This is a genomic window from Defluviimonas sp. D31 (assembly GCF_033436765.1).
Taxonomy (GTDB): Bacteria; Pseudomonadota; Alphaproteobacteria; order Rhodobacterales; family Rhodobacteraceae; genus Albidovulum.
In genome coordinates, this window is the sequence record NZ_JAWQFN010000001.1 from 148,482 (window position 1) to 163,267 (window position 14,786).

The 14,786-nt window shown below is 66.2% G+C and carries 15 protein-coding genes; 8 read left to right on the forward strand and 7 right to left on the reverse strand.

Going from position 1 to position 14,786, the window contains the following annotated elements:
* Positions 1-13: 13 nt before the first annotated feature.
* Positions 14-1,051 carry a substrate-binding domain-containing protein gene (locus R5H32_RS00720; RefSeq protein WP_318336773.1) on the reverse strand — a complete coding sequence of 346 codons (1,038 nt, stop codon included), beginning with the start codon at positions 1,049-1,051 and terminating at the stop codon, positions 14-16.
* Between the two features lie 134 nt (positions 1,052-1,185).
* The gene (locus R5H32_RS00725; protein ID WP_318336774.1) at positions 1,186-2,226 is read right to left on the reverse strand and encodes an ATP-binding protein; all 1,041 of its coding nucleotides are present in this window, start codon (positions 2,224-2,226) and stop codon (positions 1,186-1,188) included.
* Positions 2,227-2,397: 171 nt separating this feature from the next.
* On the opposite strand from R5H32_RS00725, the gene R5H32_RS00730 reads away from it, so the two are divergent.
* Positions 2,398-2,775, forward strand: coding sequence for a hypothetical protein (locus tag R5H32_RS00730; RefSeq protein ID WP_318336775.1), 378 nt, complete (start codon positions 2,398-2,400; stop codon positions 2,773-2,775).
* A 7-nt stretch (positions 2,776-2,782) separates the two neighbouring features.
* On the opposite strand, the gene R5H32_RS00735 is transcribed toward R5H32_RS00730, so the two are convergent.
* From R5H32_RS00735 to R5H32_RS00745, 3 genes are read right to left on the reverse strand one after another with little or no spacing between them, the layout of a single operon-like run.
* Positions 2,783-3,301 (reverse strand): gamma carbonic anhydrase family protein, encoded by a 519-nt coding sequence (locus R5H32_RS00735; protein WP_318336776.1) that lies wholly within the window; start codon positions 3,299-3,301, stop codon positions 2,783-2,785.
* Positions 3,298-3,933, reverse strand: coding sequence for a guanylate kinase (gene gmk / locus R5H32_RS00740; protein WP_318337322.1), 636 nt, complete (start codon positions 3,931-3,933; stop codon positions 3,298-3,300). The genes R5H32_RS00735 and gmk overlap by 4 nt, the downstream gene beginning before the upstream one ends.
* A 2-nt stretch (positions 3,934-3,935) precedes the next feature.
* Positions 3,936-4,814 (reverse strand): YicC/YloC family endoribonuclease, encoded by an 879-nt coding sequence (locus R5H32_RS00745; RefSeq protein WP_318336777.1) that lies wholly within the window; start codon positions 4,812-4,814, stop codon positions 3,936-3,938.
* Positions 4,815-5,046: 232 nt separating this feature from the next.
* Between R5H32_RS00745 and R5H32_RS00750 the strand changes: the two genes are divergently transcribed.
* Positions 5,047-5,664, forward strand: coding sequence for a PAS domain-containing protein (locus R5H32_RS00750; protein ID WP_318336778.1), 618 nt, complete (start codon positions 5,047-5,049; stop codon positions 5,662-5,664).
* Positions 5,665-5,712: 48 nt separating this feature from the next.
* Here the strand turns inward: R5H32_RS00750 and R5H32_RS00755 are convergent, their stop codons facing one another.
* The gene (locus R5H32_RS00755) at positions 5,713-7,083 is read right to left on the reverse strand and encodes a class II 3-deoxy-7-phosphoheptulonate synthase (RefSeq protein ID WP_318336779.1); all 1,371 of its coding nucleotides are present in this window, start codon (positions 7,081-7,083) and stop codon (positions 5,713-5,715) included.
* Between the two features lie 146 nt (positions 7,084-7,229).
* On the opposite strand from R5H32_RS00755, the gene R5H32_RS00760 reads away from it, so the two are divergent.
* Positions 7,230-8,255 (forward strand): GlxA family transcriptional regulator, encoded by a 1,026-nt coding sequence (locus R5H32_RS00760; RefSeq protein ID WP_318337323.1) that lies wholly within the window; start codon positions 7,230-7,232, stop codon positions 8,253-8,255.
* 6 nt (positions 8,256-8,261) lie between these two features.
* Here the strand turns inward: R5H32_RS00760 and R5H32_RS00765 are convergent, their stop codons facing one another.
* Positions 8,262-9,311: a PQQ-dependent sugar dehydrogenase gene (locus R5H32_RS00765; protein ID WP_318336780.1), complete on the reverse strand. Its 1,050-nt coding sequence runs from the start codon at positions 9,309-9,311 to the stop codon at positions 8,262-8,264.
* Between the two features lie 216 nt (positions 9,312-9,527).
* On the opposite strand from R5H32_RS00765, the gene R5H32_RS00770 reads away from it, so the two are divergent.
* The 5 genes from R5H32_RS00770 (at position 9,528) to R5H32_RS00790 (ending at position 14,760) form a co-directional block, all read left to right on the forward strand.
* The gene (locus R5H32_RS00770) at positions 9,528-10,712 is read left to right on the forward strand and encodes an ABC transporter substrate-binding protein (RefSeq protein WP_318336781.1); all 1,185 of its coding nucleotides are present in this window, start codon (positions 9,528-9,530) and stop codon (positions 10,710-10,712) included.
* 108 nt (positions 10,713-10,820) lie between these two features.
* Positions 10,821-11,609 (forward strand): ABC transporter ATP-binding protein, encoded by a 789-nt coding sequence (locus tag R5H32_RS00775; RefSeq protein ID WP_318336782.1) that lies wholly within the window; start codon positions 10,821-10,823, stop codon positions 11,607-11,609.
* Positions 11,606-12,433 (forward strand): ABC transporter ATP-binding protein, encoded by an 828-nt coding sequence (locus R5H32_RS00780; RefSeq protein WP_318336783.1) that lies wholly within the window; start codon positions 11,606-11,608, stop codon positions 12,431-12,433. Before R5H32_RS00775 ends, R5H32_RS00780 begins: the two co-directional genes overlap by 4 nt.
* Positions 12,434-12,436: 3 nt before the next feature.
* Positions 12,437-13,447, forward strand: coding sequence for a branched-chain amino acid ABC transporter permease (locus tag R5H32_RS00785; RefSeq protein ID WP_318336784.1), 1,011 nt, complete (start codon positions 12,437-12,439; stop codon positions 13,445-13,447).
* A complete protein-coding gene (locus R5H32_RS00790) occupies positions 13,444-14,760 on the forward strand; it encodes a branched-chain amino acid ABC transporter permease (RefSeq protein WP_318336785.1) in 1,317 nt (438 codons plus the stop codon). Before R5H32_RS00785 ends, R5H32_RS00790 begins: the two co-directional genes overlap by 4 nt.
* The last annotated feature ends 26 nt before the right edge of the window (positions 14,761-14,786 follow it).

Below are 14,786 nucleotides of genomic sequence, written 5' to 3' on the forward strand. Positions count from 1 at the left end.
GCAGGGCTTGGGATCAGTTCAGCGGCGCCATCGGCGTGCCGGCGGCGACCATTTCCTGGGTCGCGGCCAGTTCCGGATCCGACACGAGGCCGTATTCGGCGAGCGGGCCGTCCGGGCCGGCGATGTCATCCGAGACGAAGAAGTCGATGAACTCCTGCAGGCCCGGGATCACGCCGAGATGCGCAGTCTTGACGTAGAAGTAGAGCGGGCGCGAGACCGGGTAGTCGCCGGCCGCGATCGCCTCGACGGTCGGGACAACGCCGTCCATCGTCGCGACGACGAGCTTGTCGGTGTTGTTCTGGTAGAACGAGAGACCGAACACGCCGATGCCGTTCTTGTTGGCATCCACGCGGGCCAGAGTCTCGGTGTAGTCGCCGTCGATGTCGACCGACACGCCGTCGGTCCGCAGCGCCATGCACTTCTCCTCGGCCGCGTCCTCGTCGCCGCCCGCGGCGGTCTTGAACGCCTCGAAAGCACCGGTCGCTTCGCAACCGGCGAGGATCACCTTCTCGTCGAAGACTTCGCGGGTGCCGTGCTTGGTGCCGGGAACGAAGGCGAGGATGTCCTGCGCCGGCAGGTCTGCGCGGATGTCAGCCCAGCTCTTGTTCGGGTTGGCGACTAAGGCGCCGTCGACCACGACCTCGGCCGCGAGCGCGCTGAACCAGTCGGCGGGCGTGAAGGCGAATTCCGGGCCGTTGATGTCCGAGGCGAACACGATGCCGTCATAGCCGATGCGGACTTCCATGATCTCGGTCACGCCGTTGGCGTTGCACAGGTCGATGTCCGACTGCTTGATGCGGCTCGAGGAGTTGGCGATGTCGATCGTGGTCTCGCCCACGCCTTCGCAGAGCTTCTTGCGGCCGGCACCCGAACCGCCGCCCTCGACGACCGGGGTCGGGAAGTCGAAGTTCTCGCCGAAGAGCTCGGCGACGATGGTCGCATACGGCAGAACCGTCGAGGAGCCGGCGATCTGGAGCTGGTCGCGGGCGTCGGCCGCGGTCGCGGCGGCAGCCAGCGCGAGGGCCGAGACGGTAAATTTCACGGATGTCATTGCATTCTCCTGCAAGTCACTTGCGGTCGCCTCATGACGACCTCGCCGCCCGTGTAGAAGCGTGCCGCTATGCTTTTGTGACGCTTCAGTAACAGTTTTATGACGGCCGCGACAGCTCCGGGCACCGGAAAACTCTAGCCGGACGGCAGTATCACCATGAATCTGCTGCCTTTTCCGAGATCGCTCTCGATCCGCAGCCGACCGCGGTGACGGTTAACGATGTGTTTTACAATCGCGAGACCAAGCCCGGTTCCGCCCTTTTCGCGACTGCGGTGGGTATCGACCCGGTAAAACCGCTCGGTCAGGCGCGGCAGGTGCAGGGGGTCGATTCCCTCGCCGCGGTCGATGACCTCAACCTGCACAGCGGGGCCGCGCAGCACCGGCTCGTGCTCGATCCGCGACACGCGCACCGTGACCTCCTTGCCGGATGCACCATATTTCAGCGCGTTCTCGATGAGGTTGTGGAAGACTTGGGTCAGCTGGTCGGCATCGGCCCTGAGCTTCACCGGACCCGGACTGGGTTCGAGTCGCAGGGTCACGCCGGCCGCCGCCGCTGCGTCCCTGTGGCTGGCCAGCGCGCTGCCGAGAAGGCCGATGATCTCGACCTCGTCGGAGGGCCGGCGCCGCTCCTCGGCCTCGACCCGGCTGAGAGACAGGAGGTCGTTGACGAGTCGGATCATGCGGCCGGCCTCGCGCTCCATGATCGTGAGGAACCTCTCGCGTGCGCCCGCGTCATCGCGCGCCGCGCCGCGCAGGGTCTCGATGAAGCCGACAAGCGCGGTCAGGGGCGTGCGAAGCTCGTGGCTGACGTTGGCGACGAAATCGCGGCGCATCGCGCCGGCCTGCTCGAAGGCGGTGAGATCCTCGAAGGCGATCAGCGTGCCGGAGCGGTTGTCGACCGGCATCGGGCTGAACGTCACCTCCAGATGGGTCTCGCGGCCCGACCCGGCATGGAGTATGCGGGCGGAGGACCGACGCCGCGCGCCGAGGCTTGCCTCGAGCCCGCCGAGGAAATCCGGGTGCCGCAGGAAAGCGCTGCAGGGCCGGCCGACCATCGCGGCGCCGAACAGCGCGGTTGCCGCCTCGTTGGCGGCCACGACCCGCTGGTCCGGTCCCGCCAGCACCAACGCCATCGGCACCCCGTCGAGGACCATTCCGATTTCTTCCTTGCGCATCGCCTTCGCCCTCCTTGCCCGAACCGGAGCCGCACCCTGAGCCAGTGCGCATCCGTTGTAAATCGCCGCGGAGGTTTCCTCGGTCGCCAGGACAGGATAGAGGGGAAATGAGAATCGTTCGCAGCGTCGCCGATCCGGGCGGCCACAGGCGAACCGGGCAGTCAGGAAGTCATGGGGTCGACGAGAAAGGACGAACAGGCGGAGACCGGAGCAGGCGCGATCCGCGCCCTGCTGGTCGATCTGCCGCAGGATCTCGCCGCCTGCGTACCGGGCCTCGGCCGGCTCCGCGCGGTCAGCATCGGCTCCGAGACCTTCGATCTCCGCGCGCTCGCGCAGGTGATGCCGGACGTGGTGATCACGCCGCTCATAGGGCCTGGCATCGATATCCTTGATCTGGCGCGTCGGCTCGCGGCCTTCGGCTACGGCGGCGCGCTCCGCGCCGTGACGGGGCCCATCCCCTGCCCGGCCGAGGTTAGGGCCGAGGTACGGGGCGCCTGCTCGGGAATCGACTTCGACCTCCTGGTGGTCGCGGAGCCGGCCCGGCTCTGACCCGGATTCAGGTTGCGCGCAGGCCCGCGCGATAGCGCGCCGCGTTGGCGCGGTAATGCGCCGCCGAGGCGATGAGCTTCGCCCGCGCCGCCGCGTCGAGTTCGCGGACGATCTTGCCCGGAGCCCCCATCACCAGGCTGCCGTCGGGGATCTCCTTGCCCTCGGTGATGAGCGCGCCGGCACCGATCAGGCAGCCCTTGCCGATCTTCGCGCCGTTCAGCACGGTCGCGCCCATCCCGATCAGCGAGCCCTCGCCGATGATGCAGCCGTGCAGCATCGCCTTGTGACCGATGGTGCAGTCCGCGCCGATCACCAGGGGAAAGCCCATGTCGGTGTGCAGGACGCAGTTCTCCTGGATGTTGGAGCCGCGCCCGACGCGGATCTCCTCGTTGTCGCCGCGCAGGGTCGAGCCGAACCAGACATTCGCGCCCGCCTCCAGCACCACCTTGCCGATCAGGTTCGCGTCCGGAGCGACCCAGGCGTCCGCGCCGATTTCAGGAGCGATTCCATCGAGTTCGTAGATCATCTTGCAGCAAACTCCCGGTTGAGGCCGCGGACGAACTCCGCCAGATCCGGCTGGCGGTCACGGCGCATCCGCTCGGCCGTGAGGATCGTCTTGAGCTCGGACTCGGCGCGGTCGATGTCCTCGTTGATCAGGACGTAGTCGTATTCCGCCCAATGGCTGATCTCGGCCTCGGACTTGGCCATGCGGCCCGCGATCACCTCGTCGCTGTCCTGCGCCCGAGACCTGAGCCGGTGCTCCAGCTCGGCGATCGACGGCGGCAGCACGAAGATCGAGACGACGTCGCGTCCAAGTGCCGAGTTGCGGATCTGCTGGCCGCCCTGCCAGTCGATGTCGAAGATCGTGTCGCGCCCCTCGGCCATCGCCGCCTCGACGGGCGCCCTGGGCGAGCCGTAGAGATTGCCGAAGACCTCGGCATGTTCGAGCATCTCTCCGGCCTCGACCATCGCCTCGAACTCAGGCCGCGTACGGAAATAGTACTCCCGCCCGTCCTCCTCGCCGGGGCGCGGCGCGCGGGTCGTGGCGGAGACCGAGAAGCGCAGGGATTGGTCCCACGCCATCAGCCGCCGCGCCAGCGTCGATTTCCCGGCGCCGGAGGGCGACGAGAGAATAATGAGCAAACCCTTGCGCTTCATGGTCATTCCACGTTCTGAACCTGTTCGCGCATCTGGTCGATGACGGTCTTGAGGTCAAGCCCGATCCGGGTCAGCCCGGCATTTCCGGATTTCGAGCAGAGCGTGTTGGCCTCGCGCATGAACTCCTGCATCAGAAAGTCGAGTTTCCGGCCGACGGCGCCCGGCTCGGTGAGAAGCGCCCGCGCCGCCGCGACATGAGCGATGAGCCGGTCAATCTCCTCGCTGACGTCGGCCTTGACGACCAGAAGCGCCAACTCCTGCGCCACCCGCGCGGGATCGGCCTCGGCCGCGCCGGCCATCACCCGCGCGAGGTTGTCGGACAACGCCCGCTCCATCTCGGGCCGCCGGGCTTCGGCGGCAGTAGCCGCCTCGTCGGTCAGCGCCTCGATCCTGTCGATGCGGCTCTCGATAACCCCGGCCAGCGCTGCACCCTCGGCGGCGCGCACCGCCGCGAAATCATCCAGAAGCGGCGGGAGATCCGCGAGAAGCGCGTCGCGGAGCGGTCCGGTATCGTCCGCCTCGCCGCCCAAGTCGGTCACGCCGCGCAGGGCGAGGATCTCGACGGCGGTCGGATCGGCCACGGGAAGCCCCGCCGCCTCGGACTTCGCCCGCACCAGTGCCAGAGCGGCGAGCGCCGCGTCGAGCCCCGCGGGATTGACCCGCAGCGCCTCGCCGCCACCGTCGCGCGCGAGTTTCAGGGACAGCGTGATGTTGCCGCGGCTCGCCACCCGCGCAACGGCCGCCCGCACCGCCGGCTCCAGCCCCTCGACCCAGTCCGGCAGCCGGAGTCTCAGGTCTAACCCCTTGCCGTTGACCGAGCGGATCTCCCAGGCCCAACCATAGCCGAAGCCCTCGCCACGGCGGGCGGAAAAGCCGGTCATAGACACCAGTTGCGCATTAACCATTTAAGACTTTTGTCCCCCCGACCACCGTTTAACCCGCTATCTTAAGACTTGGGTAAGCATTCCGGACCTAGGGTTAACAAAACCTGACCGCCGCCACAACGCGGCGCGCGCCGGAGTGTTTGCAAGTATAGGTGCGGAAGGGTTTGACGTGGACAGGACGGGGCATCCTCGGGACAAGATCGTCCCGATATCGGGATATCGCAGGGACATGAGATTTCCGTGCATTTCTGAGGTTCAGGCCTATTGGGAGGCCCTGCGCGAAGGTCGCCAGATTCCCTGCCGTTCAGAGGTCGATCCCCGCGGGATCGAACGCGCGCTCGAATACACCTTTGTGCTGGAACGGATCGCTCCGGGTGTGGCGCGGTTTCGCCTTGCAGGGATGCATCTGAACGACCTCATGGGGATGGAGGTGCGCGGCATGCCGCTGACCGCCTTATTCACACCTAAATCGCGCACCGAGGTGTCGTCGACCCTCGACCAGGTGTTCTCGGCACCCGCCACCGCCGAGATGACGCTTCTGGCCGAGACCGGCCTCGGCCGGCCGTCGATGGAGGCCCGGCTTATCATCCTGCCCTTAAAGAGCGATCTCGGCGATGTCAGCAGGGCGCTCGGATGCCTGGTGGCGGAAGGAACCCTCGGCCGCGTCCCGCGCCGGTTCGAGATCGGCACCCGGACCGTCCGCCCGATCCCGCCCGGCCTGCCGTCGCGCCGCAGCGGCACCGTGACCACGCCCGGTTTCGCCGAGCCAATGATCCCGTTCCGCCACTCCGCACCGGAGGCGGGTCGCGGCCGCAGCCATCTCCGTCTCGTCGTCTCCGACGAATGAAAACGGCCCCGAAGGGCCGTTCCAGGTAACCTCAGATGGTCTCGCCGGTTACATCCCGGCCGCTTTCTGCATCGCGCGCCGGCCCTGCAGTTCCTCTGCGACGAGGAAGGCCAGTTCCAGCGACTGCGAGGCGTTGAGCCGCGGGTCGCAGGCGGTGTGGTAGCGGTCCGAAAGATCCTCGTCCGTCACCGCGCGCACGCCGCCGGTGCATTCGGTCACGTCCTTGCCGGTCATCTCGAAATGCACGCCGCCGGGAATGGTGCCCTCGGCCTTGTGAACGGCGAAGAACTCCCGCACTTCGCGCAGAACGCTGTCGAAGGGCCGGGTCTTGTAGCCCGAGGCGGCCTTGATCGTGTTGCCGTGCATCGGATCGCAGGTCCAGACAACCTTGGCGCCCTCCTCCTCGACCGCCCGTATCAGCCGCGGCAGGTGGTCGCCGACCTTGCCCGCTCCGAAGCGCGCGATGAGGGTCAGCCGGCCGGCCTCGTTCTCCGGATTGAGCTTCTTCAGAAGCACCTTGAGGTCGTCCGACGAAAGCGACGGGCCGCACTTGAGTCCGATCGGGTTCTGCACGCCGCGGCAGAACTCGACATGGGCGCCGTCCGGCTGCCGGGTACGATCACCGATCCAGATCATGTGGCCCGAGCCCGCGACTGGCAGGCCGGAGGTCGAATCGATCCGGCAGAGCGCCTCTTCGTATTCAAGAAGCAGCGCCTCATGGCTGGTGTAGAAATCCACCGCCGCCATCGCGTGGACGGTGTCCGAGGTGACGCCGGCGGCCGCCATGAAGTCCATCGCGTCCTGGATCCGCGTCGCCACTTCACGGTAGCGCTTGGCCTCGTCCTCATCCGTGAAGCCAGAGATCCAGCTCTGGACCCGGTGCATGTCGGCGAATCCGCCCGTCGAGAAGGCGCGCAGGAGATTCAGCGAGGCCGCGGCCTGGGTATAGGCCTGAAGAATCCGCGCCGGGTCGGGCACCCGCGCGGCTTCGGTGAAGTCGAAGCCGTTGATGATGTCGCCGCGGTAGGAGGGAAGTTCCACCCCCTCCAGCGTCTCGGTCGCGGCCGAGCGCGGCTTGGCGAACTGGCCGGCGACGCGTCCGATCTTGACCACGGGGAGCTTGGCGCCCCAGGTCAGCACTATCGCCATCTGCAACAGCACCTTGAACGTGTCGCGAATATTGTCGGCGGAGAATTCGGCGAAGCTCTCGGCGCAGTCGCCGCCCTGAAGCAGGAATGCGCGGCCCTGGCTCACCTCGCCGAGCGCGCGCTTGAGCTTGCGCGCCTCGCCGGCGAAGACGAGCGGCGGATAGGCCGCGATCTGCGCCTCGACAGCATTCAAGGCGGCCTGATCGGGATAGTCGGGCATCTGCACCCGCGGCTTGGCGCGCCAGTCGGATTTGGTCCAGCCCTTGGTCATCTCAACTCTCCTGAAAGCAGTGCCGTCAACGGGCGGCTTATACTCAAGCGGCCGCGCCCCTGCAAACCGTTTTGGTCGCAAATGCCGCTTGCGGGAGACCGCCAATAGTGTTTCTTATGCGCAAAACGACAATGATGGGTCGCATTATGCCGGTCGGTCCTGCCAAGGGCAAGAAAGAGGCGGACAGCACGCTCCGGCAACGGCGCTTCGTGTTCCTTTTGCTCAACCGCTTCACGATGCTGTCCTTCGCCGGCGCGATCGAACCGCTGCGCATCGCCAACCGCGTGCTCGGGCGCGAGGCTTATACCTGGATCCTGGCCGGCGAGGGCGGCGATCTCAGCACCTGCTCGAACGGCGCGGCCTTCAAGCTCGACATGGGGCTCGAGGAGATCGACCGCGAGGACACCGTCCTCGTCTGCGGCGGCATCGACGTGCAGTCCGCGACGACCAAGCCGATCCTGAACTGGTTGAGGCGCGAGGCGCGGCGCGGCGTACCGATCGGCGGACTCTGCACGGGCGCCTATACCGTCGCCAAGGCCGGGCTTCTGGATGGCAAACGCGCGACGATCCACTGGGAGAACCAGGACAGTTTCCTCGAGGAGTTCGAGGAAGTGAAGCTGACGAAATCGGTCTTCGTCGTCGATGGCAACCGGATGTCGACGGCGGGCGGCACCGCCTCGATCGACATGATGCTGAAGATCGTCGCCCAGGACCACGGCGAGGATGTCGCCAACACCGTGGCCGACCAGCTCATCTATTCCTCGATCCGCACCGACCAGGATACCCAGCGGCTGTCGATCCCGACCCGGATCGGGGTCCGGCATCCGAAGCTCTCCCAGGTCATCCAGATGATGGAGCAGAACATCGAGGATCCGATCAGCCCGGCCGATCTGGCCGAGGATGTCGGCATGTCGACCCGCCAGCTCGAGCGGCTGTTCCGGCGCTATCTCAACCGCTCGCCCAAGCGGTATTACATGGAATTGAGGTTGCAAAAGGCGCGCAACCTCCTGATGCAGACCGACATGAGCGTGATCAACGTCGCGCTGGCCTGCGGCTTCGCGAGTCCCTCGCATTTCTCCAAATGTTACCGGGCGCACTACAAGACCACGCCCTACCGCGAGCGCGGCTCGCATGGCGCGCCGAACGTGGCCACGCCGCGCCTGTCGATCTGACCCGCGTCATTCCGGTCGGATCCGGTAGACGGCGCCGCGGTCGACGGAGAGGAACCAGATCGTGCCGTCCGGCGCCTCGCGGATATCGCGGACGCGGGCGGTCTCGTCGGCTTTCAGCGCCTCCTCCGCCCAGCCCGCTTCGGGGTCGAGCCTGGCGATGTAGTCGAATTTGAGACTTCCGACAAAATGATTGCCGCGCCAGCCGGGCCAGAGCTTGCCGGAATAGATCATGTGCCCCGAGGGCGCGATCGAGGGATCCCAGTAATGCTTCGGCTGCTCCATTTCGGGCGCCGACGTGCCGCGACCGATCTTCAATCCGCTGTAGTGGCGACCATAGGCGATCTCCGGCCAGCCGTAGTTCGCGCCCTTCTCGATCAGGTTGACCTCGTCGCCGCCCCGCGCGCCATGTTCCGAGGCCCAGAGCCTCCCCCCCTCGTCGAAGGCAAGGCCCTGGGGATTGCGGTGGCCATAGCTCCAGATAACGCCGCCCGCGCGGTCGGGAAACGGGTTGCCGGGGGCGGCGCGTCCGTCGCGGGTTATGCGGACGATCTTGCCGTGCAGCATGTCCAGATCCTGCGCCGGATCGAATGCACCCCGCTCGCCGATGGTGAGGAAGATCGCGCCGTCCGGCGCCTCGACCAGCCGCCCGCCAAAATGCCGCCTTCCGGAAGAGCCCGCCGGCATTTCCCATATTATCCTCAGCCCGTCGAGCCGGTCCGGCCCGAGCCGCGCCGCCGCCACCGCGGTTCCTGCTCCGCGACCCTGGGGCCGGGCGAAACTCAGAAGCACCTCGCCGCTCGTAGCGAAATCGCGCGGCACGAGGATGTCGAACAGACCGCCCTGCCCTCCGGCCCAGACCTCGGGAACGCCTCCGATCTCGATGGCAGCCCCATCGGAGCGAAACCGCGTCAGGCGACCGTCGCGCTCGGTGACCAGAAATCCGCCATCCGGGAGGAACGCCAGCGACCACGGTTCGCGCAGCCCCTCTGCCACCCGTTCTATATCCAGACGGCCGACCGACGTCTCAAGTGGCCCCGCATAAACTGCGCCCGACATCAGTATGAGCGCAAGGAGACACTGCCTCACGAGAGCCACGACAACGAGCATGGTAGCCCCTTTCGGATTGCTTATCCGAAAATAGGGCCGTTCGGCGGTCGGTCCAGTCACTTTGCCGACAGACACCGGCGAATTGCTAGCTGCTCTGTGGCTTTTCTTTTCGATTCAGGCGCTCTAGTTTGCCGACAGGACAACGTTCCAACATGGGAGTGAACGATGAAAAGACTTCTGGCCGCCACCGCGGCTGCAGCCCTCATGACCGGCGCGGCCGGCGCGGAGGACATCAAGATCGGCGTGATCCTGGGCTTCACCGGACCGCTGGAATCGATCACTCCGATGATGGGCTCGGGCGCCGAGCTGGCAATGAAGGAAGTGTCTGACTCGGGCAAGCTGCTCGACGGTTCCACCGTGACCTCGGTCCGCGGCGACTCGACCTGCGTCGACGCCGCCGCCGCGCAGGCTGCGGCCGAGCGCCTCGTGACCACCGACGGCGTTAGCGCGATCATGGGCGCGGACTGCTCGGGCGTCACCGGCGCGATCCTCGCCAACGTCGCGGTGCCTAACGGCATCGTGATGGTGTCGCCCTCGGCGACCTCGCCCGGCCTGACCTCGGCCGAGGACAATGGCCTCTTCTTCCGCACCGCGCCGTCGGACGCGCGCCAGGGCGTCATCATCGCCGACGTTCTGAAGGAGCGCGGCATCGGTTCGGTTGCGATCTCCTACACCAACAACGACTACGGCAAGGGCCTGGCCGACAGCATCCAGTCGGCGATCGAAGCCTCGGGCGGCACGGTCACGATCTCGGCCGCGCACGAGGACGGCAAGGCCGACTACTCGGCCGAGGTCGGCGCGCTGGCCTCCGCCGGCGGTGATGCGCTGATCGTCGCGGGCTATGTCGACCAGGGCGGCTCGGGCATCATCCAGGGCTCGCTCGACACCGGCGCCTTCTCGACCTTCGTGCTGCCCGACGGCATGTATGGCACGGTTCTGGAAGAAAAGTTCGGCACCTCCCTCGATGGCTCGTTCGGCACCGTTCCGGGCACCGACAGCCCCGGCGGCGCGACCTTCCAGGAGATGGCAACGGCCGCCGGCTTCGACGGTACGTCCTCCTATGCCGGCGAGAGCTACGACGCCGCGGCGCTGATCATGCTCGCCATGCAGGCGGCCGGCTCGTCGAAGTCCGCGGACCTGATGGGCAAGGTGATGGACGTCGCCAACGCTCCGGGCGAGCCGATCTATCCGGGTGAGCTGGCCAAGGGGCTCGAGCTTATCGCGGCCGGGACCGACATCGACTATGTCGGCGCCTCGGCGGTCGAACTGATCGGGCCGGGCGAAGCCGCCGGCGCGTACCGCGAGTACGAGTTCAAGGACGGCAAGATCACCACGACGAAGTTCCACTGAGGGAGCCTCAGCGCGACATCGGGTCAGTCCGGTTTATCCGGGCTGACTTTTCGTTTTACAACAACAGCTTTCGGCGCGAATCTCGCGTCAGGTAAGCAAGGGGGATGCATGATCGTCGTCGAGGATCTGCACAAGCATTTCGGCGGCTTCAGGGCCGTCGACGGCGCGTCGATCGAGATCGCCAAGGGCTCGATCACCGGGCTGGTCGGGCCAAACGGAGCCGGCAAGTCCACGCTCTTCAACGTCATCGCCGGGGTCTACCAGCCGACCTCTGGCCGGGTGATCATGGACGGCGAAGACATTACCGGCCTGCCGCCGCATGACCTCTTTCACAAGGGGCTTCTGCGCACCTTCCAGATCGCGCATGAATTCTCCTCCATGACCGTGCGCGAGAACCTGATGATGGTCCCCGCCGGCCAGTCGGGAGAGACGCTGTGGAACACCTGGTTCCACCGGCGCCGGATCGCGCGCGAAGAGGCCGATCTCGCGAAGAAAGCCGACGAAGTTCTTGATTTCCTTACGATTTCACATCTTGCAGACGAGCGTGCCGGCAATCTCTCTGGCGGTCAGAAGAAGCTTCTGGAGCTTGGCCGCACCATGATGGTCGACGCCAAGATCGTCTTTCTAGACGAGGTCGGCGCGGGCGTGAACCGCACCCTTCTCAACACGATCGGTGACGCGATCGTGCGGCTGAACAAGGAACGCGGCTACACGTTCTGCGTCATCGAGCACGACATGGATTTCATCGGCCGCCTTTGCAACCCGGTGATCGTCATGGCCGAGGGCAAGGTGCTTGCCAAGGGTTCGGCCGACAGCATCATGCAGAACGAGGCAGTGATCGAGGCCTATCTCGGCCGCGGCCTGAAGAACAAGGTCAAGGCGGAGGCCGGGGCATGAGCAGTTCAGGAAACCCCTACAAGGACGACCGCGGCAACAAGGACCGGTCGATCACCAAGGCGGGCGGCGGCGAGCTTGAATACCCGGCCAAGGGCGGGAAGGCCCATCCCGCTCCCGGCGGACCGTTCCTCGCAGCCGAGAACATGACCGGCGGCTACGGCGCGGCCGACATCCTCCACGACTGCACGCTGACGGTCGAGAAAGGCCAGATCGCAGTCATCGTCGGGCCGAACGGCGCCGGCAAGTCGACCGCGATGAAGGCGGTCTTCGGCATGCTGAACCTGCGTGGCGGCCATGTGAAGCTCGACGGCGAGGACATCACCGCGCTCACGCCGCAGGACCGGGTGGCAAAGGGCATGGGCTTCGTGCCGCAGACCAACAACGTCTTCCCCTCGATGAGCGTCGAGGAGAACCTCGAGATGGGCGCCTTCATCCGTCAGGACGATTTCCGCCGCACGATGGAGCAGGTTTACGACCTCTTCCCGATCCTGAAGGAAAAGCGCCGTCAGCCGGCCGGAGAGCTTTCGGGCGGCCAGCGCCAGCAGGTCGCGGTGGGCCGGGCGCTGATGACCAAGCCGAAGCTCCTTATGCTCGACGAACCGACGGCCGGCGTCTCGCCCATCGTCATGGACGAGCTTTTCGACCGCATCATCGAGGTTGCCCGCACCGGGATCTCGATCCTGATGGTCGAACAGAACGCCCGCCAGGCACTGGAGATCGCCGACCGGGGCTATGTCCTCGTCCAGGGCGCCAATCGTTACACGGATACCGGAGCGGCGCTTCTCGCCGACCCGGACGTCCGCCGCACCTTCCTCGGGGGCTGAGACATGGAATTCCTCAACGCGATCGTGGCACTTCTGAACTTCGTCGTGATCCCCGCCACCTCCTACGGCGCGCAGCTGGCGCTGGGGGCCCTCGGGGTCACGCTGATCTACGGGATCCTGCGCTTTTCCAACTTCGCCCACGGCGACACGATGGCCTTCGGCACCGCGATGGTGATCCTGGTCACCTGGGCGTTCCAGTCCGTTGGCATCCATTTCGGCCCGCTGCCGACCGCGCTCCTCGCCCTGCCCTTCGGCATCGCGATCACCGCGGCGCTGGTACTTTTCACCGACAAGGCGGTCTACCGCTTCTACAGGCGCCAGAAGGCGGCGCCCGTGATCCTGGTCATCGTCTCGATGGGCGTGATGTTCATCATGAACGGCGTCACCCGCTTCATCATCGGCGTCGGCGAGATCCGCTTCGACGACGGCGGCCGGTTCATCGTCAACGCGAACGAGTTCAAGAAAGCCACAGGGCTGGCAGAGGGCCTTGCCTTCCGCTCGACGCAGGGCCTGACCATCCTCACCGCGGTGATCGTCGTGGCCGCGCTGTTCTGGTTCCTCAACCGGACCCGCACCGGCAAGTCGATGCGGGCCTATTCCGACAACGAGGACCTGGCGCTTCTCTCCGGCATCAACCCCGAGCGCGTCGTCGCGGTCACCTGGGTCATCGCCGCGGGGCTCGCGGTGATCGCGGGCACGCTCTACGGGCTCGACAAGTCGTTCAAGGCCTTCAACTACTTCCAGCTCCTGCTGCCGATCTTCGCCTCCGCCATCGTCGGCGGCTTGGGCAATCCCCTTGGCGCGATCGCGGGCGGCTTCCTGATCGCGTTCTCCGAGGTCGGCTTCACCTATGCCTGGAAAAAGGTCGCGACCTACGTCCTGCCGGAGTCTCTGGCGCCCGACGGGCTCGCCCAGCTTCTGTCGACCGATTACAAGTTCGCGGTCTCCTTCGCGATCCTGGTGACCGTCCTGCTCTTCAAGCCCACCGGGCTTTTCAAGGGGAAAGCGGTATGAACCTGCGCAACCTCCTCCTTTTCGGCTTCGTCGCGCTCCTGATCGTGCTCGAGGGCACGACCACGGCTTTCGGGCTCTTCGGCGGCAGCTGGAACACCGCGCTCGGCATCCTCAACATGGGGCTTATCTCGGCGATCCTCGCCTTGGGCGTGAACATGCAATGGGGCTATGCCGGGCTCTTCAACGTCGGCATCGTCGGTTTCGTGGCGCTCGGCGGGCTCGCCCCGGTGCTGGTCTCGACTGCGCCTGTGACCGAGGTCTGGACCGCACAGGGTGGCTTCCGGCTGATCCTCGCGCTCCTCATCGGGCTCGCGATCATCGCGCTTGCGATCGTGCTGTACGGACGCCTCCGGGGCAGCAGCCGGACGCTGGCGATCCTCGCGTTGCTGATCGGCGGCTTCTTCCTTTTCCGCGCGGTCTTCGACCCGGCGGTCAACGTCGTCGAATCCTTCCAGCCCGCGACGCATTCCAATCTTGGCGGGCTCGGCCTGCCGGTGCTCCTGGCATGGCCGGTCGGTGCGCTCTTCGCCGCCGGCGCCGCCTGGGTGATCGGCAAGACCGCGCTTGGCCTGCGCTCCGACTACCTCGCCATCGCCACGCTCGGCATCGGCGAGATCATCATCGCGGTGATGAAGAACGAGGACTGGCTGGCGCGCGGCGTGAAGAACGTGATCTCGATCCCGCGCCCCGTGCCCTACGAGGTCGACCTGCAGCGTGACCCCGGTTTCGTCGACTGGGCCGCGAACTTCGGCTCCGACCCGGTCACGGCCTCGACGGTCGCTGTGAAGCTCCTCTATGCTGGGCTCTTCGTGGTGATCCTTCTCGCGCTCATCTGGGCGTCGGAGAAGGCGCTCAATTCGCCCTGGGGCCGGATGATGCGGGCAATCCGCGACAACGAGACGGCGGCCGAGGCGATGGGCAAGGATGTCACCCGCAGGCACCTGCAGATCTTCATCCTCGGCTCGGCGGTCTGCGGCCTCGCCGGCGCGATGATCGTGACGCTCGACAGCCAGCTCACGCCCGGCACCTACAACCCCTTGCGCTTCACCTTCCTCATCTGGGTCATGGTGATCGTTGGTGGCTCGGGCAACAACTGGGGCTCGGTCCTCGGCGGGTTCCTGATCTGGTTCCTCTGGATCAAGGTCGAACCCTGGGGCCATGCGCTCATGGGCCTCATCACCTCGGGCATGGCCGAAGGCGCGCTGAAATCGCACCTTCAGGACAGCGCCGCGCATATGCGGCTCCTGACGATGGGGCTGGTGCTTCTCCTGGTGCTGAGGTTCAGCCCGAGGGGACTGATCCCGGAACGCTGACGCAACGGCCAACGTGACCGGCAAAT

Bases quoted from the DNA above. Each gene is read 5' to 3' on its own strand.
- R5H32_RS00720 (WP_318336773.1), bottom strand. From the start codon at position 1,051: ATGACATCCGTGAAATTTACCGTCTCGGCCCTCGCGCTGGCTGCCGCC.
- R5H32_RS00725 (WP_318336774.1), bottom strand. From the start codon at position 2,226: ATGCGCAAGGAAGAAATCGGAATGGTCCTCGACGGGGTGCCGATGGCG.
- R5H32_RS00730 (WP_318336775.1), top strand. From the start codon at position 2,398: ATGGGGTCGACGAGAAAGGACGAACAGGCGGAGACCGGAGCAGGCGCG.
- R5H32_RS00735 (WP_318336776.1), bottom strand. From the start codon at position 3,301: ATGATCTACGAACTCGATGGAATCGCTCCTGAAATCGGCGCGGACGCC.
- gmk (WP_318337322.1), bottom strand. From the start codon at position 3,933: ATGAAGCGCAAGGGTTTGCTCATTATTCTCTCGTCGCCCTCCGGCGCC.
- R5H32_RS00745 (WP_318336777.1), bottom strand. From the start codon at position 4,814: ATGACCGGCTTTTCCGCCCGCCGTGGCGAGGGCTTCGGCTATGGTTGG.
- R5H32_RS00750 (WP_318336778.1), top strand. From the start codon at position 5,047: ATGAGATTTCCGTGCATTTCTGAGGTTCAGGCCTATTGGGAGGCCCTG.
- R5H32_RS00755 (WP_318336779.1), bottom strand. From the start codon at position 7,083: ATGACCAAGGGCTGGACCAAATCCGACTGGCGCGCCAAGCCGCGGGTG.
- R5H32_RS00760 (WP_318337323.1), top strand. From the start codon at position 7,230: ATGCCGGTCGGTCCTGCCAAGGGCAAGAAAGAGGCGGACAGCACGCTC.
- R5H32_RS00765 (WP_318336780.1), bottom strand. From the start codon at position 9,311: ATGTCGGGCGCAGTTTATGCGGGGCCACTTGAGACGTCGGTCGGCCGT.
- R5H32_RS00770 (WP_318336781.1), top strand. From the start codon at position 9,528: ATGAAAAGACTTCTGGCCGCCACCGCGGCTGCAGCCCTCATGACCGGC.
- R5H32_RS00775 (WP_318336782.1), top strand. From the start codon at position 10,821: ATGATCGTCGTCGAGGATCTGCACAAGCATTTCGGCGGCTTCAGGGCC.
- R5H32_RS00780 (WP_318336783.1), top strand. From the start codon at position 11,606: ATGAGCAGTTCAGGAAACCCCTACAAGGACGACCGCGGCAACAAGGAC.
- R5H32_RS00785 (WP_318336784.1), top strand. From the start codon at position 12,437: ATGGAATTCCTCAACGCGATCGTGGCACTTCTGAACTTCGTCGTGATC.
- R5H32_RS00790 (WP_318336785.1), top strand. From the start codon at position 13,444: ATGAACCTGCGCAACCTCCTCCTTTTCGGCTTCGTCGCGCTCCTGATC.